24 protein-coding genes are annotated in these 25,103 nt (G+C 70.6%); 22 read left to right on the plus strand and 2 right to left on the minus strand.

Annotated features, from left to right (window positions below):
* Window positions 1–11: 11 nt before the first annotated feature.
* The gene (locus ACWGIH_RS26355) at window positions 12–674 is read right to left on the minus strand and encodes a bifunctional DNA primase/polymerase (protein WP_453443624.1); all 663 of its coding nucleotides are present in this window, start codon (window positions 672–674) and stop codon (window positions 12–14) included.
* 421 nt (window positions 675–1,095) lie between these two features.
* Between ACWGIH_RS26355 and nsdA the strand changes: the two genes are divergently transcribed.
* The 6 genes from nsdA (at window position 1,096) to ftsH (ending at window position 11,024) form a co-directional block, all read left to right on the plus strand.
* Entirely contained in the window at window positions 1,096–2,571 is a 1,476-nt protein-coding gene (nsdA, locus tag ACWGIH_RS26360) for a transcriptional repressor NsdA (RefSeq protein ID WP_453443622.1), read from the plus strand.
* A gap of 301 nt (window positions 2,572–2,872) precedes the next feature.
* Window positions 2,873–4,240 (plus strand): ammonium transporter, encoded by a 1,368-nt coding sequence (locus ACWGIH_RS26365; RefSeq protein WP_453443621.1) that lies wholly within the window; start codon window positions 2,873–2,875, stop codon window positions 4,238–4,240.
* Window positions 4,237–4,575 carry a P-II family nitrogen regulator gene (locus tag ACWGIH_RS26370; RefSeq protein ID WP_150493276.1) on the plus strand — a complete coding sequence of 113 codons (339 nt, stop codon included), beginning with the start codon at window positions 4,237–4,239 and terminating at the stop codon, window positions 4,573–4,575. The genes ACWGIH_RS26365 and ACWGIH_RS26370 overlap by 4 nt, the downstream gene beginning before the upstream one ends.
* Before the next feature lie 77 nt (window positions 4,576–4,652).
* Window positions 4,653–7,106, plus strand: coding sequence for a [protein-PII] uridylyltransferase (locus ACWGIH_RS26375; protein ID WP_453443619.1), 2,454 nt, complete (start codon window positions 4,653–4,655; stop codon window positions 7,104–7,106).
* A 291-nt stretch (window positions 7,107–7,397) separates the two neighbouring features.
* A complete protein-coding gene (gene ffh / locus ACWGIH_RS26380) occupies window positions 7,398–8,954 on the plus strand; it encodes a signal recognition particle protein (protein WP_453443617.1) in 1,557 nt (518 codons plus the stop codon).
* 129 nt (window positions 8,955–9,083) lie between these two features.
* Entirely contained in the window at window positions 9,084–11,024 is a 1,941-nt protein-coding gene (gene ftsH, locus ACWGIH_RS26385) for an ATP-dependent zinc metalloprotease FtsH (protein WP_453443615.1), read from the plus strand.
* 24 nt (window positions 11,025–11,048) lie between these two features.
* Here ftsH and ACWGIH_RS26390 read toward each other — a convergent pair whose 3' ends face one another.
* The gene (locus ACWGIH_RS26390) at window positions 11,049–11,921 is read right to left on the minus strand and encodes a class I SAM-dependent methyltransferase (RefSeq protein ID WP_453443613.1); all 873 of its coding nucleotides are present in this window, start codon (window positions 11,919–11,921) and stop codon (window positions 11,049–11,051) included.
* A 227-nt stretch (window positions 11,922–12,148) separates the two neighbouring features.
* Here ACWGIH_RS26390 and proS point away from each other — a divergent pair, with 227 nt between their 5' ends.
* The 16 genes from proS (at window position 12,149) to dprA (ending at window position 25,025) form a co-directional block, all read left to right on the plus strand.
* Entirely contained in the window at window positions 12,149–13,564 is a 1,416-nt protein-coding gene (gene proS, locus ACWGIH_RS26395; RefSeq protein ID WP_453443610.1) for a proline--tRNA ligase, read from the plus strand.
* Window positions 13,565–13,836: 272 nt separating this feature from the next.
* Window positions 13,837–14,433 (plus strand): hypothetical protein, encoded by a 597-nt coding sequence (locus ACWGIH_RS26400; RefSeq protein ID WP_351165389.1) that lies wholly within the window; start codon window positions 13,837–13,839, stop codon window positions 14,431–14,433.
* Window positions 14,434–14,640: 207 nt separating this feature from the next.
* Window positions 14,641–15,078: a 30S ribosomal protein S16 gene (gene rpsP / locus ACWGIH_RS26405; RefSeq protein ID WP_453443608.1), complete on the plus strand. Its 438-nt coding sequence runs from the start codon at window positions 14,641–14,643 to the stop codon at window positions 15,076–15,078.
* 2 nt (window positions 15,079–15,080) lie between these two features.
* Entirely contained in the window at window positions 15,081–15,320 is a 240-nt protein-coding gene (locus ACWGIH_RS26410; protein ID WP_119295199.1) for an RNA-binding protein, read from the plus strand.
* Between the two features lie 125 nt (window positions 15,321–15,445).
* Complete coding sequence (gene rimM, locus ACWGIH_RS26415; protein WP_453443606.1) at window positions 15,446–16,021, plus strand: ribosome maturation factor RimM; 576 nt, start codon at window positions 15,446–15,448, stop codon at window positions 16,019–16,021.
* Complete coding sequence (trmD, locus tag ACWGIH_RS26420; RefSeq protein WP_453443605.1) at window positions 16,021–16,842, plus strand: tRNA (guanosine(37)-N1)-methyltransferase TrmD; 822 nt, start codon at window positions 16,021–16,023, stop codon at window positions 16,840–16,842. The genes rimM and trmD overlap by 1 nt, the downstream gene beginning before the upstream one ends.
* 132 nt (window positions 16,843–16,974) lie before the next feature.
* Window positions 16,975–17,325 (plus strand): 50S ribosomal protein L19, encoded by a 351-nt coding sequence (rplS, locus tag ACWGIH_RS26425; protein ID WP_160507458.1) that lies wholly within the window; start codon window positions 16,975–16,977, stop codon window positions 17,323–17,325.
* A 45-nt stretch (window positions 17,326–17,370) separates the two neighbouring features.
* The gene (gene lepB, locus ACWGIH_RS26430) at window positions 17,371–18,090 is read left to right on the plus strand and encodes a signal peptidase I (RefSeq protein ID WP_453443603.1); all 720 of its coding nucleotides are present in this window, start codon (window positions 17,371–17,373) and stop codon (window positions 18,088–18,090) included.
* On the plus strand, window positions 18,083–19,162 hold the full coding sequence (gene lepB / locus ACWGIH_RS26435; RefSeq protein WP_453443601.1) for a signal peptidase I: 1,080 nt from the start codon (window positions 18,083–18,085) through the stop codon (window positions 19,160–19,162). Before lepB (ACWGIH_RS26430) ends, lepB (ACWGIH_RS26435) begins: the two co-directional genes overlap by 8 nt.
* Window positions 19,053–20,018 (plus strand): signal peptidase I, encoded by a 966-nt coding sequence (lepB, locus tag ACWGIH_RS26440; protein ID WP_453443600.1) that lies wholly within the window; start codon window positions 19,053–19,055, stop codon window positions 20,016–20,018. The genes lepB (ACWGIH_RS26435) and lepB (ACWGIH_RS26440) overlap by 110 nt, the downstream gene beginning before the upstream one ends.
* Window positions 20,019–20,098: 80 nt before the next feature.
* The gene (gene lepB, locus ACWGIH_RS26445) at window positions 20,099–20,869 is read left to right on the plus strand and encodes a signal peptidase I (RefSeq protein ID WP_453443598.1); all 771 of its coding nucleotides are present in this window, start codon (window positions 20,099–20,101) and stop codon (window positions 20,867–20,869) included.
* Window positions 20,859–21,395, plus strand: coding sequence for an NUDIX hydrolase (locus ACWGIH_RS26450; protein ID WP_453443597.1), 537 nt, complete (start codon window positions 20,859–20,861; stop codon window positions 21,393–21,395). The genes lepB (ACWGIH_RS26445) and ACWGIH_RS26450 overlap by 11 nt, the downstream gene beginning before the upstream one ends.
* A gap of 55 nt (window positions 21,396–21,450) precedes the next feature.
* Window positions 21,451–21,759, plus strand: a complete 309-nt coding sequence (locus ACWGIH_RS26455; RefSeq protein WP_003965949.1) for a DUF2469 domain-containing protein — start codon at window positions 21,451–21,453, stop codon at window positions 21,757–21,759.
* A gap of 106 nt (window positions 21,760–21,865) precedes the next feature.
* Window positions 21,866–22,243, plus strand: coding sequence for a YraN family protein (locus ACWGIH_RS26460; RefSeq protein ID WP_453443596.1), 378 nt, complete (start codon window positions 21,866–21,868; stop codon window positions 22,241–22,243).
* Window positions 22,243–23,862, plus strand: coding sequence for a YifB family Mg chelatase-like AAA ATPase (locus tag ACWGIH_RS26465; protein WP_453443594.1), 1,620 nt, complete (start codon window positions 22,243–22,245; stop codon window positions 23,860–23,862). Before ACWGIH_RS26460 ends, ACWGIH_RS26465 begins: the two co-directional genes overlap by 1 nt.
* Window positions 23,859–25,025, plus strand: a complete 1,167-nt coding sequence (gene dprA, locus ACWGIH_RS26470; RefSeq protein ID WP_453443592.1) for a DNA-processing protein DprA — start codon at window positions 23,859–23,861, stop codon at window positions 25,023–25,025. Before ACWGIH_RS26465 ends, dprA begins: the two co-directional genes overlap by 4 nt.
* Window positions 25,026–25,103: the final 78 nt, after the last annotated feature.

Here is a 25,103-nt window from a genome sequence, read left to right on the forward strand (position 1 = left end):
GGCGCCGACCGCTACGCCGGTGAGCGATGAGCCACGTACGCCAGGGTCCCGAGGACCAGCCGCGCCTGCGGTGGATGCGTCGCCGAGTCCAGGTCCGGGGCGCGGAGCCAGCGGACCGGGCCGAGGCCCGCGCGGTCGGAGGGCGGGGCGGTGATGTGTGTGCCGGGGCCCAGGCCGTGCAGATCGATGCCGGCGTCGTCCCAGCCCATGCGGTAGAGCAGCTGGGGGAGTTCGGCGGCGGCTCCGGGGGCGACGAAGAAGTGCGCGCGGCCCTCCGGGGTGGCCGCGACCGGGCCGAGCGGCAGGCCCATGCGCTCCAGGCGGACCAGCGCCCTGCGGCCCGCCGCCTCGGCCACCTCGATGATGTCGAAGGCGCGGCCCACGGGCAGCAGCACGGCGGCGCCCGGGTACTGCGTCCAGGCCTCGGTCACCTCGTCGAGCGTCGCCCCGGCGGGCACCTCGGGGGCGAACTCCAGAGGGTGGGTGCCGGGGGCGGCGCAGTCGGCCGCGCCGCAGGAGCAGCGGCCGTCCAGGGCGCGTGCGCCGGGGACCGCGGCCCATCCCCACAGCCCGGTGTACTCCGCCACCGCGGTGCAGTCCGACGTGCGGCCGCGCCGCCGTGAACCGGTGCGAGGCTTGTCGGTTCCCCTGATGCCGCCGATCGTGAAGCCCATGCCCCCTCCAACGGGTCGAGCGCGGTGTGGTTACGTGACGGAATCGGATCGTGACCCTGAGTTCGTGCGGGCGCTCGGTGGCTCAAGGGGGGTGCACCCGGTCATGCGCGCCCCGAAGTGCTCCCTTCCGCCCACCTTCGGTCGTCCACTGTCAAGTCAATCGCTTGTCGTGGCCCGGGAGTTCATTCGAAGGGGTGGCGAATGGTGGCGTTTCCGCGATCGCCCTCGCCGGAGGGGTGATCGTAGGATTACTTTCAGTGCACGGGCCCTGAGTGCGGTGCACTTGTGGGTATGCCGGAGGCAAGTCGGTTTCCTGTTCGATGGGTGACGTTCGCCGGACGGAGAGCCGCACCGCGCGGCATTCTGGTAGGGCTTGGGCGTAGGACCGCGGGTAAGAGTCTTGAGGGATGGGGGCGTTCCAGTGGGCGGCAATGGCGGAAGTGGTGCGAACGCTGAGAAGCGCCCCAACGAACTGCTCAATTCCTGGTTCGTGCGCAGCGGCTGGTCGAAGGGCGAGCTGGCGCGCCAAGTCAACCGCAGGGCACGGCAGTTGGGCGCCCACCACATCTCCACCGACACCTCGCGGGTGCGGCGCTGGCTGGACGGCGAGAACCCGCGCGAGCCCATCCCGCGCATCCTCTCCGAGCTGTTCTCCGAGCGGTTCGGCTGCGTGGTCGCGGTCGAGGACCTCGGGCTGCGCGCCGCGCACCAGTCGCCGTCCGTCTCGGGCGTCGACCTGCCCTGGACCGGGCCCCAGACCGTCGCGCTCATCAGTGAGTTCTCGCGCAGCGACCTGATGCTGGCCCGGCGCGGCTTCCTCGGCACCTCGCTCGCGCTCTCCGCCGGCCCCTCCCTCATCGAGCCCATGCAGCGCTGGCTGGTCCCGGGGCCCACGACCCCGGTCGGCGACCCGGAGCCGCCCACCCCGTCGCGCAGGCCCGGCAGGCTCTCCAGGCCGGAGCTGGACCTCCTGGAGTCCACGACCGTGATGTTCCGGCAGTGGGACGCGCAGTGCGGCGGCGGGCTGCGGCGCAAGGCGGTCGTCGGCCAACTGCACGAGGTGACGGACCTGTTGCAGGAGCCCCAGCCGGAGGCCACGTCCAAGCGGCTCTTCAAGGTCGCGGGCGAACTGGCCGAACTGGCCGGCTGGATGAGCTACGACGTCGGTCTCCAGCCCACCGCCCAGAAGTACTTCGTGCTTGCCCTGCACGCCGCGAAGGAAGCCGGCGAGAAGCCCCTCGGTTCGTACATCCTCTCCAGCATGAGCCGCCAGATGATCCACCTCGGACGGCCCGACGACGCACTCGAACTGATCCACCTCGCGCAGTACGGAAGCCGTGACTGCGCGAGCCCGCGCACCCAGGCCATGCTGTATGCGATGGAGGCCCGCGCCTACGCCAGCATGGGCCAGCCCGGCAAGTGCAAGCGGGCCGTGCGCATGGCCGAGGACACCTTCGCCGACGCCGCCGACTTCGACGAGCCCGAGCCGGACTGGATCCGCTTCTTCTCCGAGGCCGAGCTGAACGGAGAGAACGCCCACTCGTTCCGTGACCTGGCCTATGTGGCCGGTCGCAGCCCGACGTACGCCTCACTCGCCGAGCCCGTCATGGAGCGCGCAGTCGAGCTCTTCGGCAAGGACTCCGAGCACCAGCGTTCGTACGCACTGAACCTCATCGGCATGGCCACGGTCCACCTGCTCCAGCGTGAGCCCGAGCAGAGCACGGTCCTCGCGGGCCAGGCCCTGACCATCGCCAAGAAGGTGCGCTCCGAGCGGGTCAACACCCGCCTGCGCAAGACCGTGGACACCGCCGTGCGGGACTTCGGCGACATCGCCGAGGTCGTGCAGCTGACCGACCAGCTCGCCATCGACATGCCCGAAACCGCGGAGGCGGTCTGACGGCGCCCCACCAGATCCCCGGCCGCGGCCGGTCCATCCCGAACTGCCCGACTCGGCTCCCCCACGCCAGGTCAATCGGATGGCCGCCGTGGCCGGTTTTTTCGGTGTGCGCAGGGTATGAAAGCGCGTCCCGCCTGACCCGGCAGTTCATGGACGCGTAACACGCACGCCCTCTTCGTCACTGCGGCGAAACATCGAGGGGCACCCCCGGTAACGGCGCTGCGCCAATCTCATGGCGCATAACGGCCCACCCCCTCTTGCCCCGCCCGCACGGGCCGCATACGACGACGAGGAGACGCCGATGCCCCCAGGCATCACGATCGCCGCAGACGCCCCGCAGCTGTCTGCCGCCAACACAGGGTTCATGCTCATCTGTTCCGCCCTGGTGATGCTCATGACGCCGGGACTCGCCTTCTTCTACGGAGGCATGGTCCGCGTCAAGAGCACACTGAACATGCTGATGATGAGCTTCATCAGTCTGGGGATCGTCACCATCCTCTGGGTGCTGTACGGCTTCTCCATCGCGTTCGGCACCGACCACGGCAGCCTCTTCGGCTGGTCGTCCGACTACGTGGGCCTCAGCGGCATAGGGCTCACCGAGCTGTGGGACGGCTACACCATCCCGGTCTATGTCTTCGCGGTCTTCCAGCTGATGTTCGCGATCATCACGCCCGCCCTGATCAGCGGTGCGCTCGCCGACCGCGTGAAGTTCACCGCCTGGGCGCTCTTCGTGGCGCTCTGGGCCACGGTCGTCTACTTCCCGGTCGCGCACTGGGTGTGGGGCACGGGCGGCTGGGCCTTCGAGCTCGGCGTCATCGACTTCGCCGGCGGTACGGCCGTGCACATCAACGCCGGTGCCGCCGCGCTCGGCGTGATCCTGGTCATCGGCAAGCGCGTCGGCTTCAAGAAGGACCCGATGCGGCCGCACAGCCTGCCGCTCGTCATGCTCGGCGCGGCGCTCCTGTGGTTCGGCTGGTTCGGCTTCAACGCCGGGTCGTGGCTGGGCAACGACGACGGCGTCGGCGCGATGATGTTCCTGAACACGCAGGTCGCCACCGCCGCGGCCATGCTGGCCTGGCTCGCCTACGAGAAGATCCGGCACGGCGCGTTCACCACGCTCGGCGCCGCGTCGGGCGCCGTCGCGGGGCTCGTCGCGATCACCCCCTCCGGCGGCTCCTGCTCGCCGCTCGGCGCGATCGCCATCGGTGCCATCGCCGGTCTGCTCTGCGCCATGGCCGTCGGCCTCAAGTTCAAGTTCGGCTACGACGACTCCCTCGACGTCGTCGGTGTCCACCTCGTCGGCGGTGTCGTGGGCTCGCTGCTCGTCGGCTTCTTCGCCACCGGCGGCGTCCAGTCCGACGCGAAGGGCCTCTTCTACGGCGGCGGGCTCGAACAGCTGGGCAAGCAGGCCGCCGGTGTCGGCGCCGTCCTCGCGTACTCCATGATCGCCTCCGCGATCCTCGCCTTCCTGGTCGACAAGACCATCGGGATGCGGGTCAGCGAGGACGAGGAGGTCGCGGGCATCGACCAGGTGCAGCACGCCGAGACCGCGTACGACTTCAGTGGCGCGGGCGGTGGCACGGCGCCCCGTACCGCCGCCGTGCCCGGCCCGCCGGTCCAGGACGCCGGCAAGGCTGCGAACGAGAAGAACAAGAGGGTGGACGTATGAAGCTCATCACCGCGGTCGTCAAGCCGCACCGGCTCGACGAGATCAAGGAGGCCCTCCAGGCCTTCGGCGTCCAGGGCCTGACCGTGACCGAGGCCAGCGGCTACGGCCGTCAGCGCGGTCACACCGAGGTCTACCGTGGCGCGGAGTACACCGTCGACCTGGTGCCGAAGATCCGGATCGAGGTCCTGGTCGAGGACGACGACGCCGAACAGCTCGTGGATGTCGTGGTCAAGGCCGCCCGAACCGGCAAGATCGGTGACGGCAAGGTCTGGAGCGTCCCGGTCGACACGGCGGTGCGGGTGCGGACCGGCGAACGTGGACCTGATGCGCTGTGAGCTCGGACGGCAAGGGCTGAGCCACCAGAGCTGAGCGGAACTGAGCGGGACTGAGCAGGACGGACAGGAGCTGCTGGGTGACGAGTGTGGACGTACGTAGTGAATCGGACTCGGAAGACTCCGGACCCAGCGGCTATGCGGCGGCCCGGCTGCGCCTCCTTCAAGGGGAGGCGCGGTCCGGGCCGCCGCGCCGTTCGGCCCTGGCCGATCTCACGGACGGCTGGCTGACCGGCCTTTTCACGGCCGCGGGTGCGCCACGGGGGGCCGCACTGGTGGCCGTGGGCGGGTACGGCAGGGGAGAGCTGTCGCCGCGCAGTGACCTCGACCTGCTCCTGCTGCACGACGGCAGCGCGGACGCCGGTGAGGTGGCGGCCCTCGCGGACCGCATCTGGTACCCCATCTGGGATCTCGGGCTCGCGCTCGACCACTCCGTGCGGACGCCCGCGGAGGCGCGCAAGACCGCGGGCGAGGATCTCAAGGTGCAGCTGGGGCTGCTCGACGCGCGGCACGTCGTGGGGGACCTCGGGCTGACCGCTGGGCTGCGCACCGCGGTGCTCGCCGACTGGCGCAACCTCGCACCGAAGCGGCTGCCCGAGCTGCGGGAGCTGTGCGAGGAACGGGCCGAGCGGCAGGGGGAGTTGAGCTATCTCCTGGAGCCTGACCTGAAGGAGGCCCGGGGTGGCCTGCGGGATGCGACCGCCTTGCGGGCCGTCGCTGCCTCCTGGCTGGCTGACGCGCCTCGTGAGGGGCTCGCCGACGCCCGGCGGCGACTCCTCGACGTACGGGACGCGCTGCATCTGACCACAGGGCGGGCCACGGACCGGCTCGCGCTGCAGGAACAGGACCAAGTCGCCGCGGAACTGGGCCTGTTGGACGCCGATACGCTGCTCCGTCAGGTGTACGAGTCCGCGCGCACCATCTCGTACGCGAGTGACGTGACGTGGCGCGAGGTAAGCAGGGTGCTGCGGTCCCGGTCCGTGCGGCCTCGGCTGCGGGCCATGCTGGGCGGCGGCAAGGGGGCGGTGGCCGAGCGTTCGCCGCTGGCCGAGGGGGTCGTGGAGCAGGACGGGGAGGTCGTCCTCGCGCGGGCGGCCCGGCCCGAGCGGGATCCCGTGCTGCCGCTCCGCGCCGCCGCGGCAGCGGCCCAGGCCGGGTTGCCCCTGTCGCTGCACGCGGTGCGCAGGATGGCCGTGGCGGTACGGCCGCTGCCCACGCCGTGGCCGGCGGAGGCCAGGGAACAGCTGGTGACCCTCCTCGGAGCCGGGCGGCCCACGGTCGAGGTGTGGGAGGCGTTGGAGGCCGAGGGCCTTGTCACCCGGCTGCTGCCCGACTGGGAGCGGGTGCGGTGCAGGCCGCAGCGCAACGCCGTGCACACGTGGACGGTCGACCGGCATCTGGTGGAGACGGCGGTGCAGGCGTCGGAGCTGACCCGGCGCGTGGGACGGCCCGACCTGCTCCTGGTGGCCGGGCTGCTGCACGACATCGGGAAGGGCTGGCCGGGGGACCACTCCGAGGCCGGGGAGATCATCGCCCGGGACGTCGCGGCCCGGATCGGCTTCGACCGCGCCGACGTGGCCGTCCTCGCGACCCTGGTGCGCCATCACCTGCTGCTGATCGAGACGGCCACGCGACGGGACCTCGACGATCCGGCCACGGTACGGGCGGTCGCGGACGCGGTGGGTTCGACCGGGACCCTCGAACTGCTGCACGCCCTCACGGAAGCGGACGCGCTGGCCACCGGGCCCGCGGCCTGGTCGACCTGGCGGGGTTCGCTCGTCGCCGACCTGGTGAAGCGGGTGGGGGCGGTGCTGTCAGGGGAGGAGCCGGTGGAAGCGGAGGACATCGCTCCCACCGCCGAGCAGGAGCGCCTCGCGGTGGAGGCGTTCCGTACGGGCGGGCCGGTGCTCGCGCTGCGGGCGCAGACGGAGGGGGTCGCCGCCGAGGAGCCGGCCGGGGACCCGGAGCCCCTGGGCGTGGAGCTGGTCATCGCGGTGCCGGACCAGCCGGGCGTGCTGTCCGCCGTCGCGGGGGTGCTCGCCATGCACCGGCTCACGGTACGGACCGCCGAGTTGCGCGGGGTGGGGCTGCCGTCCGGTCTCGAGGACTCGGTGCTGCTGCTCAACTGGCGGGTCGCCGCGGAGTACGGCTCCCTGCCGCAGGCCGCACGGCTGCGGGCGGACCTGGTGCGGGCCCTGGACGGCTCGCTGGACATCGCGGCACGGCTCGCGGAACGCGACGCGGCGTATCCGAGACGCCGGGGGACGGTCGCGCCTCCGCCCCGGGTCACGGTGGCGTCGGCGGGCTCACGCCTCGCGACGGTGATCGAGGTGCGGGCCCAGGACGCACCGGGGCTGCTGCACCGCATCGGCCGGGCGCTGGAGTCGGCGGGCGTGGAGGTACGCAGCGCCCACGTCTCGACCCTGGGCGCGAACGCGGTGGACGCGTTCTACGTGACGGGGGCGGGGGCGCCGCTGCCGGGGGAGCGGGCCGCTGGGGTGGCGCGGGCGGTGGAGGAGGCGTTGCGGGGGTAGGGGGTCGGTCGGCTGTGCCGCGCCCCCCGGGGCAGCCGTTTCGCACCGGAACGGCGCTCCCCGTGGCAGCGGTTCCGCACCGGAACCCTGCTTCGGGGCGCCGGCGAGCCGGTCGTACGGCCAGTGCGCCGGCGGTCGCTGGCGGAGCCGAGGCCGTCCCGCGAACCCCCGCCCACCCGGCAGGGCACAGCGCGGCGACGGTGCGGATACCCTGGAGGGCGACCCATCCGCCCGCCCCACGCTCGGCTCCGCGCGAGCGGGGCCCCTTCGACCCGAGGATTCGCGACCGCCGTGTTCGACACTCTCTCCGACCGCCTCGCAGCGACATTCAAGAACCTCCGGGGCAAGGGCCGCCTGTCCGAGGCGGACATCGACGCCACGGCGCGCGAGATCCGCATCGCCCTGCTCGAGGCGGACGTCGCCCTCCCCGTCGTCCGGGCCTTCATCAAGCAGATCAAGGAGCGCGCCACCGGGGCCGAGGTCAGCCAGGCCCTGAACCCCGCCCAGCAGGTCATCAAGATCGTCAACGAGGAGCTCATCGGCATCCTCGGCGGCGAGACGCGACGCCTGCGGTTCGCCAAGAACCCGCCGAGCGTCATCATGCTCGCCGGTCTGCAGGGTGCCGGTAAGACCACCCTCGCGGGAAAGCTCGGCCTCTGGCTGAAGGGGCAGGGCCATTCGCCGCTCCTGGTGGCGTGTGACCTGCAGCGTCCCAACGCCGTGAACCAGCTGTCCGTGGTCGCCGAGCGCGCGGGCGTCGGCGTCTACGCCCCCCAGCCGGGCAACGGCGTGGGCGACCCGGTCCAGGTCGCCAAGGACTCGATCGAGTTCGCCAAGACCAAGCAGTACGACGTCGTCATCGTCGACACCGCGGGCCGTCTCGGCATCGACCAGGAGCTGATGCAGCAGGCCGCGGACATCCGCGACGCCGTCAGCCCGGACGAGGTCCTCTTCGTCGTCGACGCCATGATCGGTCAGGACGCCGTCAACACGGCGGAGTCCTTCCGCGACGGTGTCGGCTTCGACGGCGTCGTCCTGTCGAAGCTCGACGGTGACGCCCGTGGTGGCGCCGCCCTGTCGATCGCGCAGGTCACAGGCCGTCAGATCATGTTCGCCTCGAACGGCGAGAAGCTGGACGACTTCGACGCGTTCCACCCGGACCGCATGGCGTCCCGCATCCTCGGCATGGGCGACATGCTCACGCTGATCGAGAAGGCCGAGCAGACCTTCTCGCAGCAGGAGGCCGAGAAGATGGCCGCCAAGCTGCAGGGCAGCAAGGGCGGCAAGGACTTCACGCTCGACGACTTCCTGGCCCAGATGGAGCAGGTCCGGAAGATGGGCAGCATCAGCAAGCTGCTCGGGATGATGCCCGGCATGGGGCAGATCAAGGACCAGATCAACAACCTGGACGAGCGGGACGTCGACCGCACCGCCGCTATCATCAAGTCGATGACGCCGGGCGAGCGGCACGAGCCGACCATCATCAACGGCTCCCGTCGCGCCCGTATCGCCAAGGGTTCCGGCGTGGAGGTCAGCGCCGTCAAGAACCTGGTCGAGCGGTTCTTCGAGGCCCGCAAGATGATGTCGCGCATGGCCCAGGGCGGCGGAATGCCGGGTATGCCCGGGATGCCGGGCATGGGTGGCGGCCCCGGCAAGCAGAAGAAGAAGCAGAAGCAGGCCAAGGGCAAGCGGAAGTCGGGCAACCCGATGAAGCGCAAGCAGGAGGAGCAGGAGGCCGCCGCCCGCCGCGAGCAGGCCGGTCAGGAAGGCGGCGCCTTCGGCCTCCCCGCGGGGCAGCAGGGGCAGAACTTCGAGCTGCCGGACGAGTTCAAGAAGTTCATGGGCTGACGTCCGGGAAGTTGAGGGGCTGAGGCCTCGCATCTCGTACGCCGCCTGGGGCGCCCCTCTGTGGAGAGGGGCGCCCCAGGCGTTTCCGGAGCAGGTGCCCGGGCCCTCTTTCTGTCGTAACGTCCGGGTATGAGCAACCCTGTGCCGCCGCGCCAGGCGCCCGACCAGCCATGGCGCTCCGAGGGTGCGCCCCCGCCCGCGCCCACGCCGCCGCCGAAGAAGAAGATGCCGGGCGGGTGGGGCGGGCTCATCCTCACCGCGCTCATCGTCTATCTCATCGCCAACCTCGTCCTCTCCTTCTTCAACGACGGTGACGAGCCGACGATCTCGTACACGGAGTTCAGCAAGCAGGTCGACTCCGGGAACGTCACGAAGATCTACTCCAAGGGCGACGCGATCCAGGGGCAGCTCAAGAAGGAGCAGGACAAGCCGGGCGACGCGAAGGGGAAGTACACCAAGTTCATCACCCAGCGGCCCGCCTTCGCGGACGACAAGCTCTGGGACGACCTGACCAAGCACGACGTCACGGTCACCGCCGAGCCCGTCGTCCAGGAGCGCAGCTTCCTGTCCAACCTGCTCATCTCACTCGCCCCGATGCTGCTCCTGGTCTTCCTGTGGATCTTCATCGCCCGGCGGATGAGCTCGGGCCTGGGCGGCGGCGCGGGCGGCATGCTGGGCCGCAAGGCCCCGCCGAAGCCGGTGGAGCTCGAACCCGGCGAGCAGCGCACCACCTTCGAGGACGTGGCGGGCATCGACGAGGTCGAGGGCGAGCTCAGCGACGTCGTCGACTTCCTGAAGAACCCCGCCGCCTACCGCGAGATGGGCGCCAAGATGCCGCGGGGCGTGCTGCTCGCGGGCCTGCCGGGCACCGGAAAGACGCTGCTCGCGCGGGCCGTCGCCGGTGAGGCCGGAGTGCCCTTCTTCTCGGCGTCCGCCTCCGAGTTCATCGAGATGATCGTGGGCGTCGGCGCGTCGCGGGTACGTGAACTCTTCGCCGAGGCAAGGAAAGTCGCGCCGTCCATCATCTTCATCGACGAGATCGACACCATCGGGCGGGCGCGTGGCGGCGGCAGCGGGATGGGCGGACACGACGAACGTGAGCAGACGCTGAACCAGATCCTCACCGAGATGGATGGTTTCTCGGGCTCCGAAGGTGTCATCGTCCTTGCGGCCACCAACCGTGCCGACATCCTCGACCCCGCCCTGACCCGTCCCGGGCGCTTCGACCGGGTCGTCACCGTCAGCCCGCCCGACCGGGGCGGACGCGAGGCCATCCTCAAGATCCACACCCGTGAGATCCCGATGGCGAACGACGTCGACCTCGCCCAGGTCGCCCGTACGACACCGGGGATGACCGGAGCCGAACTCGCCAACCTCGCCAACGAGGCCGCTCTCCTCGCCGTCAAGCGGGGGCAGAAGGAAGTGACGCAGTCCGACCTCTCCGAGGCCCTGGAGAAGGTCCAGCTGGGCGCCGAGCGGCCGCTGGTCATGCCCGACGAGGAGCGGCGGCGCACGGCGTACCACGAGAGCGGACACGCCCTGCTGGGCATGCTGCAACCCGGCGCCGACCCGGTCCGCAAGATCACCATCGTGCCCCGCGGGCGCGCCCTCGGCGTCACGCTGTCGACGCCGGACGCCGACAAGTACGCGTACACGGAGGAGTATCTGCGCGGCCGCATCGTCGGCGCCCTGGGCGGCATGGCGGCCGAGCACGTCGTCTTCGGCGTCATCACGACGGGCGCCGAGAACGACCTGGAGCAGGTCACCAACATCGCCCGCGGCATGGTCGGCCGCTGGGGCATGAGCGAGCGCGTCGGCAGGCTCTCGGCGCTGCCGAGCGACGCCCAACAGGCCTACGGGCTCTCGGCCGCCCCCGTCACCCTCGACACGATCGACCACGAGATGCGGCGGATCGTCGACGAGTGCTACGAGAGCGCCTGCCGCCAACTGAGGGACCACCGGGGGCAACTGGACGCCCTGGCCGCCGCGCTCCTGGAGAACGAGACGCTGGAGGAGGAGGCGGCCTACCGGGTCGCCGGCGTCACGCGCCTCACCAAGGACGTCGACTAGACCTCGCCCCTACCGCGTACGCCCCTACCGCGTACGCGCGATCAGGTACCGGAACACGTTCGGCATCCACACGGTCCCGTCCCGCCGCTTGTGCGGGTGCAGGGCCTCCGTCAGCTCCTTGTCCACCTGTACCTGATCGGTCGCGCCCACCGCCGCGTCGAACAGTCCGGTGGAGAGCAGGCCGCGGACCGCGCTCTCGGTGTCCGCGTACCCGAAGGGGCATGCGACGCGACCCGAGCCGTCCGGCTTGAGGCCCGCCCGCTGGGCGACCTCCTCCAGGTCGTCCCGGAGCGCGGGGCGCCAGCTCCCCGTGTTGCGGAGCGGGTCGGCGAGCTTGGTCGCCACCTTCAGTACAGAAGAGGTCGTGCAGCGCTCCGGCGGACCCCAGCCGACGAGCACCACGGGGGTGCCGCGCCCGGTCAGCGGGACGGTGGACTCCAGAAGCCCGGAAAGGCCCTCGGAGTCGCCCGCCACACAACCGATCGGCTGGAACGCGGTCACCACGTTGAAGAGGGGGGCATCCGGCCCCGAGACGTCAGAGACGTCAGCGGGCCCTCCCTCGACGAGCTGCGTGTCGCCGTGACGCCGTGCGTCCGAGGCCGTTTCCGGCAGCAGGCGCTCGCGTGCCAGGGCGAGCCGTTCGGGTGCCGAGGGGTCCACACCGGTGACCGACGCGCCCCGGGATTCCGCCATCAGGAGGGCGAGCCCGGAACCGCAGCCGAGACCGAGAAGTCGTGTTCCGCCGCCTACGTCCAGTCGTTCGTACACCGCCTCATAGAGCGGGACCAGCATCCGTTCCTGGATTTCCGCCCAGTCACGCGCGCGTGCGCACCGGTCCACGCCGCGGGGGGTCGTGCCCGCGCGGGGGAGGTGCGGCTGCGCGAGTGTAGGTGACATCGAAAGCGCCCCAATCCGCCGAGAGTTGCTGGAGTGTCGTATTCAAACGTTTCGTCCGCCCCCGTGCAGTGCGCTCGCACTCCCCCCGTATGCCAGAGAACTCCGCATCCGTCGCGGCGTCCAGAGGTTGTGGGGCAATGCTTGCGTGCCACCGTCGTGCGCCCCCTGTAGAAGGGCCGGAAGAATTCAATTCCCGCGCTCCAAGGGCCCGCCGTACCATGCGCGCCATGGCTAAGGCACCCGTACTCACGCCCCGGGCACAAGACTTTCCGCGCTGGTACCAAGACCTGATCAACAAGGCCGAGCTGGCCGACAACGGCCCGGTGCGGGGCACCATGGTGATCCGGCCGTACGGCTATGGCCTGTGGGAACGCATGCAGCAGGACATGGGTGCCCGCATCAAGGAGACGGGTACCCAGAACGCGTACTTTCCTCTCCTCATCCCCCAGTCGTACCTGACCAGGGAGGCCGAGCACGTCGAGGGCTTCGCCCCCGAACTGGCCGTCGTCACGCACGGCGGGGGCAAGGAGCTGGAGGAGCCGGTCGTCATCCGCCCGACCTCCGAAACGATCATCAACGAGTACTTCTCCAAGTGGGTGCAGAGCTACCGCGATCTGCCGCTCCTGATCAACCAGTGGGCGAACGTGGTCCGTTGGGAGCTGCGGCCCCGGCTCTTCCTGCGGACGTCCGAGTTCCTCTGGCAGGAGGGCCACACGGCCCACGCGTCCTACGAGGAAGCACGCGATTTCGCGGCCCGCATCCACCGGGACGTCTACGGAGCCTTCATGCGGGACGTCCTCGCGATGGACTTCGTGCTGGGCCGCAAGACCGCCGAGGAGCGCTTCGCGGGCGCCATCAACACCCTCACGCTCGAAGGCATGATGGGCGACGGCAAGGCCCTCCAGCTCGGCACCAGCCACGAACTCGGCCAGAACTTCGCCAGGGCTTTCCACACCCAGTACCTCTCCAGGGAGGGCAAGCAGGAACTGGTCTGGCAGACCTCCTGGGGCAGCACGACACGGATGATCGGCGCCCTGGTGATGATGCACGGTGACGACAGCGGCCTGCGGGTCCCGCCGCGCCTCGCACCGGTCCAGGCCGTCGTCCTCGCCGTCAAGGGGGACGACGCGGTGCTCGCCGAGGTCCGCGAGATCGGCGACCGCCTCAAGGCCGCCGGCGTGCGCGTCCAGGTCGACGACCGCACGGACACCCCCTTCGGGCGCCGCGCCGTCGACTGGGAGCTCAAGGGAGTGCCGGTGCGCGTCGAGGTCGGTCCGCGCGACCTGGAGAACGGCACCGCGATGCTCGCCCGCCGCATCGGAGGAGGCAAGGAGCCGGTCGCGATCGACTCCCTGGCCGCGCTGCTGCCCACCGCCCTCGAAGAGGACCAGGAGCTGCTCCTGCGGCAGGCCCGCGAGCGCCGCGAGTCCCGCACCTCGGACGTCACCACGGTGCGGGAGGCCGTGGAGGCCACGGCCGCCGGCGGCTGGGCACGCATCCCCTGGGCCACGCTCGGCCCGGAGGGCGAGGCGAAGCTCGCGGAGCACTCCGTGTCCGTACGGTGTCTGCTCACGGAGGACGGGGCGGTGCCGGATGCCGATGAGACCCCGGGTAACGTCGCTGTGGTGGCTCGCGCCTACTGACGGGGGCGCCTCCGGTACCGGGGCGCTCGTTCTCGGCTCGCACGCCTGCCGAGGCAACACGAGTCCCGGTGTGCGTGCTTCTTCTACGCGCCGGGGCCTGCGCGCCACTACGTACCGGCTTGCCATGAGCTGCGAGGCTTCTGGGCAGTTCAGCGCACCCGCCCTCGTCCGGACGCATCAATGGCACATCAATGGCAACTGACGGGTACGTGCAAATTATTTGGGATGCCCCGGAATGGAACCCCTGGGCATCCCTGCTCGTTGTTCACGACGTGAGCACGACACCACCTGTTCTCGCCGCAGAGCTGGCACAGGCGTGGGCCGATATTCAGCGGCACCACCCCGAGCTGCCCGATCTTGCCGCGCCCGAATCCCTGATCGGAGAGTCGTCGTCCGCCTGCGGCGCCGAACTCTCCTTCGAGCGACTGCTCCACGAGGCAGTCCATGGCATCGCCGCGTCACGCGGCGTACGCGACACCTCACGCGCGGGCCGCTATCACAACCGCAGATTCCTCGCGATCGCCGAGGAGCTGGGCCTGGACCACCCCGAGGAGCCGCATCCCAGCAGCGGCTTCTCGCTGGTCACGCTCAACCCCGAGGCACGCAAGCGTTACCGCCCGACGATCGAGCGGCTGCAGCGCGCCCTCAAGGCGCACACCGCGGCGACCGCCGCCGACACGGCACGCAGCTTCCGGGGCCCGGCCGCCCGGCACGGCTCGTCCGGGGGCGGCGTCCGCGTCAAGGCGGTCTGCGACTGCGGACGCAACGTCCGCGTGGTCCCCTCGGTGCTCGCCCAGGCGCCCATCGTCTGCGGCGGCTGCGGCAAGCCCTTCCGTATCCCGGAAGTGGTCGGCGCGGCCGCGGGCTGACGGGCTGAGCTGCGGATGCGTCGCGGGGGCGCCCCGACCGGATTCGGACGCCCCGGCGGCGTATGGCATAATGGCTAGCTGTACTCGACAGCCGCATAGGAACCCTCTCGCCTCCGGCTGACGCGTCCATCGGGCACCCCGAGTACCGCAACCCCACGTGGCATCTCGTTGTGCCCAACCACGTCAAGACCAGGAGACACCACTCCAGTGGCAGTCAAGATCAAGCTGAAGCGTCTGGGCAAGATCCGTTCGCCTCACTACCGCATCGTCGTCGCCGACTCCCGTACCCGCCGTGATGGTCGGGCCATCGAGGAGATCGGTCTGTACCACCCGGTGCAGAACCCCTCGCGCATCGAGGTCGACTCGGAGCGCGCGCAGTACTGGCTCTCCGTCGGCGCTCAGCCGACCGAGCCGGTCATGGCGATCCTGAAGCTCACCGGTGACTGGCAGGCGCACAAGGGCCTTCCGGCCCCCGCGCCGCTGCTCGTCGCGGAGCCCAAGGACAAGCGCGCCGCGTTCGAGGCCTTCACCAAGGGCCTCGAGGGCGACGAGGCGAAGGGTGAGGCCATCACCCAGAAGGCCAAGAAGACCGACAAGAAGGCGGACGAGGCCAAGGCCGAGTCCACCGAGTCGACCGAGGCCTGAGCATGCTCGAGGAGGCTCTCGAGCACCTCGTGAAAGGCATTGTCGACAACCCCGACGACGTGCAGGTCGCCTCGCGCAACCTGCGCCGGGGGCGTGTGCTCGAGGTCCGGGTCCACCCGGAAGACCTCGGCAAGGTGATCGGCCGCAACGGCCGCACCGCGCGCGCTCTGCGGACCGTCGTGGGCGCCATCGGCGGCCGTGGTGTCCGCGTCGACCTCGTCGACGTGGACCAGGTTCACTGAACCACAGGTAGCACCGGCACGGGCCGGGGAGGGCTTCTGGGCCTTCCTCGGCCCGTAGTCGTCTGCGGGCGTCCGCAGTCGCCTGCGGAAGGCCCTTCCGCAGGCACACGACAGGAGAGAAAGCAGTGCAGCTGGTAGTCGCGCGGATCGGCCGCGCCCATGGCATCAAGGGTGAGGTCACCGTCGAGGTGCGGACCGACGAGCCGGAGCTGCGGCTCGGCCCCGGCGCCGTACTCGCCACCGACCCCGCCTCCACGGGGCCGCTGACCATCGAGACCGGCCGGGTGCACAGCGGCCGTCTCCTGTTGCGCTTCGAGGGCGTACGCGACCGCTCGGGCGCCGAGGCGCTGCGCAACACGCTGCTCATCGCGGAGGTCGACCCGGAAGAACTTCCGGAGGACGAGGACGAGTACTACGACCACCAGCTGATGGACCTCGACATCGTCACCAAGGACGGCATCGAGGTCGGCCGGATCACCGAGATCTCGCACCTGCCCTCGCAGGACCTGTTCATCGTGGAGCGGCCCGACGGCAGCGAGGTGATGATCCCCTTCGTGGAGGCGATCGTCACCGAGATCGACCTGGAGGAGCAGCGGGCGATCATCGACCCGCCGCCCGGCCTGATCGACGACCGCGCGGAGATCGCGTCGGCCAGGGACGACGAAGGTCCTGGCGAGGGTCCTTCGGGGGACAGCGCCTGATGCGGCTCGACGTCGTCACGATCTTCCCCGAGTACCTGGAACCCCTGAACGTCTCCCTCGTCGGCAAGGCACGCGCGCGTGGGCAGCTCGACGTGAACGTGCACGACCTCAGGGAGTGGACGTACGACCGCCACAACACGGTCGACGACACCCCTTACGGCGGCGGCCCCGGCATGGTCATGAAGACCGAGCCCTGGGGCGCGGCACTCGACGACGTACTCGCCGAGGGATACGAGGCCGGGGCCCACGGGCCCGTCCTGGTCGTCCCCACGCCGAGCGGCCGCCCCTTCACCCAGGAGCTCGCCGTCGAGCTCTCCGAGCGGCCCTGGCTGGTCTTCACACCCGCGCGCTACGAGGGCATCGACCGCCGCGTCATGGACGAGTACGCGACCCGCATGCCCGTCTACGAGGTGTCGATCGGCGACTACGTCCTCGCGGGCGGCGAGGCGGCCGTCCTGGTCGTCACCGAGGCCGTGGCCCGCCTCCTGCCCGGCGTCCTCGGCAACGCCGAGTCCCACCGCGACGACTCCTTCGCGCCGGGCGCCATGGCGAACCTCCTTGAGGGGCCCGTTTACACGAAGCCCCCGGAGTGGCGCGGTCACGGCATCCCGGACGTGCTCATCAGCGGCCACCACGGCAAGATCGCACGCTGGCGCAGGGACGAGGCGCTGCGGCGCACGGTCCGCAACAGGCCCGACCTGATCGAGCGCTGCGACCCCGCCGCCTTCGACAAGAAGGACCGCGAGATGCTCTCGATCCTGGGGTGGCGCCCGGGTCCCGACGGCCGATTTGGGCGAGACCCCGAGGCCGTGGAACAATAGGCCGCTGCTGTACGTCCAGCGTGCGCCCCTGCCACAGGGGGACAGCCGCCCGTCCGACGCGAACAGCTATCGAATCCTCATCACGAACTTACCGCTGATGACCTGTGGCATCAGTGAAGAAAGCAGACGATCATGGCTAACCTGCTCGACTCCGTCGACAGCGCTTCGCTGCGCACCGACATCCCGGCCTTCCGCCCGGGTGACACCGTCAACGTCCACGTGCGCGTCATCGAGGGCAACCGCTCCCGTGTCCAGCAGTTCAAGGGCGTAGTCATCCGTCGCCAGGGTGCCGGCGTGCGCGAGACCTTCACGGTCCGCAAGGTCTCCTTCTCCGTCGGCGTGGAGCGCACCTTCCCGGTGCACACCCCGATCGTCGAGAAGATCGAGCTCGTCAGCCGCGGCGCCGTGCGTCGCGCGAAGCTGTACTACCTCCGTGAGCTGCGCGGCAAGGCCGCGAAGATCAAGGAGAAGCGCGACAACTGAGCTCGCGCACGGGTCCACATCGGAGCCGGATAGCATCTGGATCCGATGGACACCGAAGCACAGCACACGGAGCGCGACCGCTCCTCCCCACCCACTGATTCCCCGAACGCCGAGCGCGAGGGTGAGTCCGAGGGGACGGAGGACCGGTCGCGCTCCGCTTTTGTGACGTTCGTGTCCTGGGTGCCCGGCGGCAGAGCCACCCTGACACTGCTGATCTGCATGGTGTCGCTGCTGCTCGTGAGCACCTTCGTGATGCAGCCCTTCCAGATCCCCAGCGGCTCCATGGAGCCCGCGTTCCGGGTCGGAGACCGGGTACTCGTCAACAAGTTGGCGTACCGTTTCGGTTCCGAGCCGCAGCGAGGTGACGCGGTCGTCTTCGACGGCAGCGGCTACTTCGGAGATGCCGACTACATCAAGCGGGTCGCAGGGGTCGGGGGAGACCGGGTGGTCTGCTGCGACAAGCGGGGGAGGATCAAGGTGAACGGCGAGCCCGTCGACGAGCCGTACCTGTACCCGGGGGACGCCCCCTCCGAGGCGCGCTTCGTCGCGGTCGTCCCCGAAGGCAGCCTGTTCCTCCTCGGTGACCACCGCAGCGACTCCCGTGACTCCCGCGACCACCTGGGCCAGCCCGGCGGCGGCATGATCCCCGTCGACTCCGTGATCGGCAGGGCCGACTGGATCGCCTGGCCCATCGGCCACTGGACCTCCCTGGAGCGCCCCGACAGCTACGCGCGCGTGCCGGCACCAGGCGGCGCGCATGGGTAACCGCGGACGTACACGCGCCGCCAGTCACCGAGCCGACACCCGGCTGCCCACCGGCTCCCGGCCCACCACCGGTCCCGTACTGCCCGGAAGGGCCGAGCGGCGCAAGCTCGCGCGGAAGGTCAAGCGGCGCAGGCAGCGCTCGGCGATCAAGGAGATACCTCTCCTCATAGGCGTCGCGCTCCTCATAGCCCTGGTCCTGAAGACCTTCCTGGTGCAGGCCTTCGTGATCCCCTCGGGCTCGATGGAGCAGACGATCAAGATCGGCGACCGCGTGCTCGTCGACAAGCTCACCCCGTGGTTCGGTGCCAAGCCGGAGCGCGGCGACGTCGTCGTCTTCGAGGACCCCGGCAACTGGCTCAAGGACGAACAGACCAAGAAGAAGGACGACCCCGTAGGCGTCAAGCAGGTCAAGGAAGGCCTCGCCTTCATCGGCCTGCTTCCCTCCGACAACGAACGCGACCTGATCAAGCGCGTCGTGGGCGTCGGCGGCGACACCGTGAAGTGCTGCGACAAGAACAAGAAGCTCACGGTCAACGGAGTCCCCCTCACCGAGCCCTACATCAATCCGGGGGACGAGCCCTCGTCCTTCGAGTTCGAGGTGAAGGTCCCCGAGGGGCGGCTCTTCGTCATGGGTGACCACCGCTCCGACTCGGCGGACTCCCGCTTCCACCGCACCGAGAAGTTCAGCGGCACCGTCTCCGAGGACAGCGTGGTGGGCCGCGCGCTCGTCATCGCCTGGCCCTTCGACCACTGGCGGAAACTGGAGGAGCCCGATACGTACGCGTCGGTGCCCGACGCGCGTGCGGGGTCGGACACCGCCCTCGGGCCGTCGCATAGGGTGGCCCCAGGCGATCGATACGGATTGACCGGACTCCCGACCCCTGCGGAACTCCCGCTCGTTATGGGAGTGGTGGGCCTGCATCGCATCAGGAGCGGGCAGCGGCACGGACTGAGGAGTGGATGTGGGGGATGTGGCGGTCGGCGCACGGTCCGGACACGGTGGGCCCGAGGAACAGCCAGGGCGTTCAGACGAGCCGGAGGCCGCGGCGGACGGCGTGAGCCCGGGGAGTGACACCGCGGGGGCCAGTCCCGCACCCGGTGAGCCGGACGGGAAGCAGTCCAGGGAGCCGAAGAAGCCGCGCTCCTTCTGGAAGGAGCTGCCCCTCCTCATCGGCATCGCGCTGATCCTGGCCCTGGTGATCAAGACTTTCCTGGTGCAGGCGTTCTCGATTCCCTCGGACTCGATGCAGAACACGCTCCAGAAGGGCGACCGCGTCCTGGTCGACAAGCTGACCCCGTGGTTCGGCTCGGAGCCCGAGCGCGGCGAGGTCGTCGTCTTCAGGGACCCCGGCCACTGGCTGGACGGTGAGCCGACGCCCGACCCGAACGCGATCCAGCGGGTTCTCGGCTGGGTCGGCCTGATGCCGTCCGCCGACGAGAAGGACCTGATCAAGCGGGTCATCGCGATCGGCGGCGACACGGTGGAGTGCAAGGGCACCGGCCCGGTGAAGGTCAACGGCAAGGCGCTGAACGAGCCGTACGTCTTCGAGGGCAACACCCCGTGCACCGTCGACGACCAGGGCGGCCAGTTCAAGGAGACCGTCCCCCCGGGCAAGATCTGGGTCATGGGTGATCACCGGCAGAACTCGCTGGACTCCCGCTACCACCAGAACCAGCCCGGCGGCGGCGCCGTCCCCGTGGACAACGTCGTGGGCCGCGCCATCGTGATCGCCTGGCCGCCCACCCGCTGGGCGACGCTGCCCAAGCCGGACACCTTCGACCAGCAGGGCATCAACGCCGCCATGAGCGCGGCGCCCGCGGCCCTCGGGCTCGCGGGTGCGGTGCCGGTCGTGCTCTGGCGCAGGCGTCGCCTGACGGTGGCTGCCGCGCAGGCCGCGAGGGTTTCTGGCGGAGGTACCGCCGGGTAGGGTGCCGTCCCAGATCGCCGATCTTCCGCGCTCCTGTTCGTAGGAACGCGGGGTCGTCTCCGAAATGGGGGAGCACTGGGATGAGCAGGACACAACGTACGGACGAGGGCCACGGTCGGCTCGGCAGCGTGCTGTCGGGCCTTGCCGTGGCCCTCGGCTGTGTGCTCTTCCTGGGAGGCTTCGTCTGGGGCGCCATCCTGTACCAGCCCTACACCGTTCCCACCGGGTCGATGACGCCGACGATCGGCGCGGGCGACCGAGTCCTGGCGGAGCGGATAGACGGCAGTGAGGTGCGCCGCGGCGACGTCGTCGTCTTCCGGCAGGCGAGCTGGGGCGACCTGCCGATGGTCAAGCGCGTGGTCGGCGTGGGCGGCGACCGGATCTCCTGCTGCACCGACGGCAAGCTGATGGTCAACGGCAAGCCCGTCGCAGAACCGTATCTTCCGGAGGGTACGGGAGCGGCGGCCACCGGAATCCCGGCCACCACGGTCCCCAAGGGCAACCTCTTCCTGCTCGGTGACGAGCGCAGCGGCTCCCTGGACTCCAGCGTGCATCTGGGCGACTCCAACCACGGCTCCGTGCCGCGCGGCGCGGTGGAGGGGCGGGTCGACGCGGTGGCCTGGCCGTCGGAGAGGTTCGGGACGCTGGAGCGCCCCGAGGGCTTCGCGGACATGCCGGGCGGAATCTCCGACCCCGGGCCCGTACGGCTCATGGTGTCGGCAGTGGTGGCCGGTGCTGTCCTCGTCCTGGGCGGCGCGGCGTACGGCCCGGTGGCCAAGCGGCTGCGGCGCGGGCGGGGACGTCCGCGGAGCCGTGACCGCTCGGGGGAGAGCGCCGCCCGTGTCGGCTGAGGAACCGCAGCCCGAGCCGCAGCCCGAGCCGCGGTTGCGGCCGGAGGCGCTGCGCAAGGTCGCGCGGGTGGTGCTGCTCGACCCGCAGGACCGCATCCTCCTCCTGCACGGTCATGAGCCGGAGGACACGGCGGACGACTGGTGGTTCACGCCGGGCGGTGGTCTGGAGGGCGACGAGACGCATGAACAGGCCGCGCTGCGTGAACTGATGGAAGAGACGGGCATCACCGAGGTCGAGCTCGGCCCCGCCCTGTGGCAGCGGTTCTGCTCCTTCCCCTTCGCCGGGCGGCGCTGGGACCAGGACGAGCGGTACTTCCTGGCGCGTACGTCGCAGACGTACACGCGGGCCGCGGGGCTGACGGAGCTGGAACGGCGGAGTGTCGCGGGAGCGCGATGGTGGACGTGCCAGGAACTGACCGAGGCACATGAGACGGTGTATCCGACCAGGCTCGCCGAGTTGCTTCGCAGGCTGCTCGACGAGGGTCCCCCGAGCCGGCCCGAGACCCTCGACACGGAAATCGTGTAGAGGCTCCAGGGGCTGACGCACAATAGGGGGACGCACGGCTGAAGGGGAACATGCCATGAGCGCCGAGGACCTCGAGAAGTACGAGACCGAGATGGAGCTGAAGCTCTACCGGGAGTACCGCGATGTCGTCGGTCTGTTCAAATATGTGATCGAGACCGAACGGCGCTTCTACCTCACCAACGACTACGAGATGCAGGTGCACTCGGTCCAGGGTGAGGTTTTCTTCGAGGTGTCCATGGCGGACGCCTGGGTGTGGGACATGTACAGGCCTGCCAGGTTCGTGAAGCAGGTCCGCGTTCTCACGTTCAAGGACGTAAATATCGAGGAGCTCAACAAGAGCGACCTCGAGTTGCCGGGCGGCTGAGTTCACCGGTACGGGTGAGCGAGTTTTCCACAACGCGTGAGTCATCCACCAAGATCCACAGCGCCCGGGGCTGAGCCCCAGTGTGGGTGTCGGAGGTGGTTCCGACATGAACGCACGTGGGGCACTCGGGCGGTACGGCGAAGATCTGGCCGCGCGGCGGCTGGGCGAAGCCGGGATGACGGTTCTGGAGCGCAACTGGCGCAGCGGCAGGACCGGCGAGATCGACATCGTGGCCATGGACGGCCAGGCGCTTGTCGTCTGTGAGGTCAAGACGCGCAGGGCCGCCCTGGTCGACTCGGGGATCTACCAACACCCGATGGCGGCCGTGGGCCAGGCCAAGGCCGAGCGGCTGCGGCGTCTCGCCGAGCGCTGGATCGACGAGCGCGGCGGCCCACCGCCGGGCGGAGTGCGGATCGACCTCGTCGGCGTCCTGATCCCACGCCGCGGGGCCCCTGTCGTGGAGCACGCGCGGGGGGTGGCCTGATGGGATTCGCGCGTACGTGTTCCGTGGCTCTGGTGGGCGTCGAGGGCGTGGTCGTCGAGGTGCAGGCCGACCTGGAGCCGGGCGTCGCGGCGTTCACGCTGGTCGGGCTCCCGGACAAGAGCCTGACGGAGAGCAAGGACCGGGTCAGGGCCGCGGTGGTCAACTCGGGAGGGGAGTGGCCCCAGAAGAAGCTCACGGTCGGCCTGAGCCCGGCGTCGGTGCCCAAGGGCGGCAGCGGCTTCGACCTCGCGATCGCCTGTGCGGTGCTCGGCGCGGCGGAGCGCATCGATCCGCGCACCCTCACCGACATCGTGATGATCGGCGAGCTGGGGCTCGACGGGCGGGTGCGGCCGGTCAGGGGAGTGCTGCCCGCGGTCCTCGCGGCGGCCGACGCGGGCTATGAGCAGGTCGTCGTCCCGGAGTGCACGGCGGCCGAGGCCGCGCTGGTGCCGGGGGTCTCGATCCTCGGGGTGCGCAGCCTGCGGCAGCTGATCGCCGTGCTGACCGATGAGCCGGTGCCGGAGGAGGAGCCGGACGAGCCGGGACGGCCGGACCCGATGCTCGCGGGGCTCTGCGTGCCCGGGACCGGCGTGGGCACGGGACTCAGCGGCGGCCTGGACGACGCCCTCGCCCTCGACCTCTCCGATGTCGTCGGCCAGACCTCGGCGAGGACTGCCCTGGAGGTGGCGGCGACGGGCGGGCACCACCTCTTTCTGCAGGGCCCGCCGGGCGCGGGAAAGACGATGCTCGCGGAGCGGCTGCCGGCGATCTTGCCCCGGCTGACCCGGGAGGAGTCCCTGGAGGTGACGGCCGTGCACTCCGTGGCGGGCATGCTGCCACCGGGCAAGCCCTTGGTGGACACCGCGCCGTACTGCGCGCCGCACCACTCCGCGACGATGCAGTCGCTGGTGGGCGGCGGCAAGGGAATCGCGCGACCGGGGGCGGTCTCGCTGGCCCACCGCGGGGTGCTCTTCCTCGACGAGGCGCCGGAGTTCAGCGGCCAGACCCTGGACTCCTTGCGCCAGCCCCTGGAATCCGGGCACGTGGTGATCGCTCGCAGCGCGGGGGTGGTGCGCCTGCCCGCGAAGTTCCTGATGGTGCTCGCCGCCAACCCCTGTCCCTGCGGTCGGCACACCCTGCTGGGTGACGGCTGCGAGTGCCCCGCGTCCGTCATCCGCCGCTATCAGGCGCGATTGTCGGGACCGCTGCTCGACCGGGTCGACCTGAAGGTCGAGGTGGAGCCCGTCACACGCTCCGAGCTGGCCGGGCACGGCACTCCGGGGGACTCCACGCGGACGGTCGCCGACCGGGTGCGCGCCGCACGGGAGCGGGCGGCGGCCAGGCTGACCGGCTCCGGCTGGCGGACGAACAGCGAGGTGCCGGGACATGCGTTGCGCACACGGTGGCCCGCGGAACCGGGCGCCCTGGACGCGGCCGAACTCGACCTGGAGCGTGGCTTTCTGACCGCCCGGGGGCTCGACCGTGTCCTGCGGGTCGCCTGGACCGTCGCGGATCTCGCGGGACGGGACCGGCCCGGGGTTCAGGACGTCGCCCTGGCACTGCAGTTGCGTACGGGGATTTCGCGGGGAGTGCCGATGGCGATCGGGGCGCTGACATGACCCCGGACCCGGGCGGCACTCCGGGGGAGGAGCGGCTGGCGAGGGTCGCCCTGACCCGGATCCTCGAACCGGGGGACGCGGTGGCCGGCCGGTGGCTGCGCGAGACCGGGCCCGTCGAAGTGGTGCGGCGCCTTGTCGAAGGGGAGGGGCGGCTGGCCGGGGTGACTCCGGTGCGGTGGGAAGGGTTGCGGGCGCGGGCCGTGAAGGCGAGGCCGGGGCGGGACCTGGCCTCGGCGGGGGACGCGGGGGTGCGCTTCGTGTGTCCGGGGGAGTCGGAGTGGCCCGCCCAGCTGGACGACCTCGGGGACGCTCGGCCCCTCGGGCTCTGGGTGCGGGGGGAGCCCAGCCTGCGGATATGGGCGCTGCGGTCGGTGGCCGTGGTCGGTGCGCGGGCCTGCACGGAGTACGGGGCGCACATGGCGGCCGGTCTGGGCGCGGGGCTGGCCGAGCGGGGCTGGGTGGTCGTGTCGGGCGGCGCCTATGGGGTGGACGGCGCCGCGCACCGGGGAGCGCTGGGGGCCGGTGGGGCCACGGTCGCGGTGCTCGCGTGCGGGGTCGATCAGGCCTATCCGCGCGGTCACGCCGAGTTGCTCAGGAGGATCGGGGAACAGGGGCTGTTGGTGGGGGAGTTGCCTCCCGGGGACCACCCCACGCCGGCCAGGTTCATCCTCAGGAACCGCGTGATCGCCGCTCTCACCCGGGGGAGTGTCGTCGTCGAGGCCGCCTATCGCAGTGGTGCGCTCGCCACGGCGCGCAGTGCTCAGGAGCTCGGGCGGTTCACGATGGGGGTGCCGGGCCCCGTGACGAGCGGCCTCTCGGCGGGGGTGCACGAACTGCTGCGGCGTGACGGAGTCCTGGTGACCGACGCGGCGGACGTCGTCGAGCTGGTGGGTGACATGGGCGAGCTGGCCCCGGAGCGGCGCGGACCCGTCGTACCGCGCGATCTGCTCGCCCCGGACGCCGCGCGCGTCCTGGCGGCGGTGCCCGGCCGGGGGAGTGCGTCGCCCCGGGAGATCGCGCTCGGGGCGGGCACGGTGGTGGATCAGGCGATCGGTCGGCTGTACGAGTTGCGCTCTCTCGGGTTCGTCGAACGACACGGCGACGGCTGGCAGTTGACACGCCAGGCGATTGTGTCGGTCTTGCCGGAAGGAGACGGTTCGTGACCGACCGTGTTCGGCCGTCTGGATGAACCCCCGATGGCCTTGGGAATGGCCGCAGTTGACGCTTCAAGCTCGTCACGG

It is taken from the genome of Streptomyces sp. NPDC054872 (assembly GCF_053610705.1).

Bases quoted from the DNA above. Each gene is read 5' to 3' on its own strand.
- ACWGIH_RS26410 (WP_119295199.1), top strand. From the start codon at position 15,081: ATGCTCGAGGAGGCTCTCGAGCACCTCGTGAAAGGCATTGTCGACAAC.
- ftsH (WP_453443615.1), top strand. From the start codon at position 9,084: ATGAGCAACCCTGTGCCGCCGCGCCAGGCGCCCGACCAGCCATGGCGC.
- lepB (WP_453443598.1), top strand. From the start codon at position 20,099: ATGAGCAGGACACAACGTACGGACGAGGGCCACGGTCGGCTCGGCAGC.
- trmD (WP_453443605.1), top strand. From the start codon at position 16,021: ATGCGGCTCGACGTCGTCACGATCTTCCCCGAGTACCTGGAACCCCTG.
- proS (WP_453443610.1), top strand. From the start codon at position 12,149: ATGGCTAAGGCACCCGTACTCACGCCCCGGGCACAAGACTTTCCGCGC.
- ACWGIH_RS26365 (WP_453443621.1), top strand. From the start codon at position 2,873: ATGCCCCCAGGCATCACGATCGCCGCAGACGCCCCGCAGCTGTCTGCC.
- lepB (WP_453443603.1), top strand. From the start codon at position 17,371: ATGGACACCGAAGCACAGCACACGGAGCGCGACCGCTCCTCCCCACCC.
- dprA (WP_453443592.1), top strand. From the start codon at position 23,859: ATGACCCCGGACCCGGGCGGCACTCCGGGGGAGGAGCGGCTGGCGAGG.
- lepB (WP_453443601.1), top strand. From the start codon at position 18,083: ATGGGTAACCGCGGACGTACACGCGCCGCCAGTCACCGAGCCGACACC.
- ACWGIH_RS26390 (WP_453443613.1), bottom strand. From the start codon at position 11,921: ATGTCACCTACACTCGCGCAGCCGCACCTCCCCCGCGCGGGCACGACC.
- ACWGIH_RS26460 (WP_453443596.1), top strand. From the start codon at position 21,866: ATGAACGCACGTGGGGCACTCGGGCGGTACGGCGAAGATCTGGCCGCG.
- rplS (WP_160507458.1), top strand. From the start codon at position 16,975: ATGGCTAACCTGCTCGACTCCGTCGACAGCGCTTCGCTGCGCACCGAC.
- ACWGIH_RS26370 (WP_150493276.1), top strand. From the start codon at position 4,237: ATGAAGCTCATCACCGCGGTCGTCAAGCCGCACCGGCTCGACGAGATC.
- ACWGIH_RS26465 (WP_453443594.1), top strand. From the start codon at position 22,243: ATGGGATTCGCGCGTACGTGTTCCGTGGCTCTGGTGGGCGTCGAGGGC.
- ACWGIH_RS26355 (WP_453443624.1), bottom strand. From the start codon at position 674: ATGGGCTTCACGATCGGCGGCATCAGGGGAACCGACAAGCCTCGCACC.
- ACWGIH_RS26455 (WP_003965949.1), top strand. From the start codon at position 21,451: ATGAGCGCCGAGGACCTCGAGAAGTACGAGACCGAGATGGAGCTGAAG.